Source organism: Spirochaeta lutea, from assembly GCF_000758165.1.
GTDB lineage: Bacteria > Spirochaetota > Spirochaetia > DSM-27196 > Salinispiraceae > Spirochaeta_D > Spirochaeta_D lutea.
In genome coordinates, this window is sequence record NZ_JNUP01000033.1 from 1 (window position 1) to 1,390 (window position 1,390).

Here is a 1,390-nt window from a genome sequence, read left to right on the forward strand (position 1 = left end):
GCATCTCCGGTACTCAAGCGGCTATTCTTAACAGTGAGGCTTTGCTGGTCATGATTATATACATTGTAAAATCCCGAAGAGGCAAAATCAAATAGGAACCTTCCTTGCCTTATTAAGTTAAAACCTGGATCCAAATTGTTAAGTAAAACACCCCAGTGGTTTCCGTTTTCCTCAAGTCTTATCACTCGTTGGTTGACATTATCTGTAATATAAAATACTCCGTCCACAAACGATAAACCCTTAGGGCTACTAGGATTCGACCCCATCCCCTCAAACTCGTGGAAGCGAAACTCACCTTCACCCCTTCCATTCGGAAATCTACTGATTACCTCAAATTGAATCGGATCAAGCGCATAAATCTGAAATACTGCAAACAATAACAAAGCAGCGCATGTATATATTGTTCTCATCAATTTGTCCCTCTTGTTTTCAGTCGAACGATTCGCCAAGTGTCGTTTTCGTATTTCGTAAGCGTCCTTGAAACATCTTCTATCCCAGGATTTACGACAAATGCATAGGCTCTATCGTAGAATGCCTCAATCAACCGAATATTCCCTGCACTCACACTTCCATCAGTGTTCCGCTCCACACTCTGCACAATTGCAATGTGTCTTCCACTCCCATTATTGAGTCTTGTATACAGGATGTCACCGGGTTTGATGAGCGTATAAAGAGTTTCATCAGGCCGCTGTTCTCCCTCAACACCAACAATCAACTCCGAATAAACCTCCCAAGTTCCACCAGTTGGATGCACCGATTTATCAAGCTTAGCTCTCGGATATGCCCGTCCTGACCCCGTGGTTCCAAGTTCTCTCCAGATATACGGATTTTTAGTATATTCATAGGAACGCTGGGCAAGACCAATACAATCAACTCCGGCCATTAATCCTGCCCATAAACTCGGGGTTAATTGCCCGGCAATTGCATCTTTTTCGGTCTGACTAATAGCCATTTCGCCATTACGAGCAACATCGGAAGCGGTTAATCCAATTCCAGGCAAATATGGATGTGTACTAAGCTCATGTACATCAGTCGGAAAGGTCATCCAGCTTCCCGGCACATAATACCGCCATTCGCCGTCTGGAGCTGTGGTCTGGTTCCAGGTTTCTAGCTGCTGAATGAATTCATTTGCAAGTCCTGTCGGTGCTGGTTTGTTCATTCCTACGGGACTATACCACTCAAGGAATGAAGCTTTCTGACTTTCCATCTTTTCTTGGAACCCTCGCGGAGTATCAACAGCCCCATGCCACTCATCGTTATAGATCATAGGATATTCATACGCAACTCGATCCTTCACATTTTCGCTGCTTCTAATACTCGAAAACCCACTGAACTTAATCACCTGCCCCCCGGCAACCGTTCCAGCGGGGGTATGATACGCCTGGCTTTC

2 protein-coding genes are annotated in these 1,390 nt (G+C 45.0%); both read right to left on the reverse strand.

All coding sequences use genetic code 11. The annotated features are described in order from the left end of the window. Positions 1 to 410, reverse strand: a 410-nt coding sequence (locus DC28_RS16680) for a hypothetical protein (protein WP_037546361.1), incomplete at its 3' end; no start/stop codon positions are given. Further along, positions 410 to 1,390 (reverse strand): hypothetical protein (locus DC28_RS04435; RefSeq protein WP_238565763.1); only part of this gene is annotated, 981 nt, incomplete at its 5' end. The genes DC28_RS16680 and DC28_RS04435, both read right to left, overlap by 1 nt.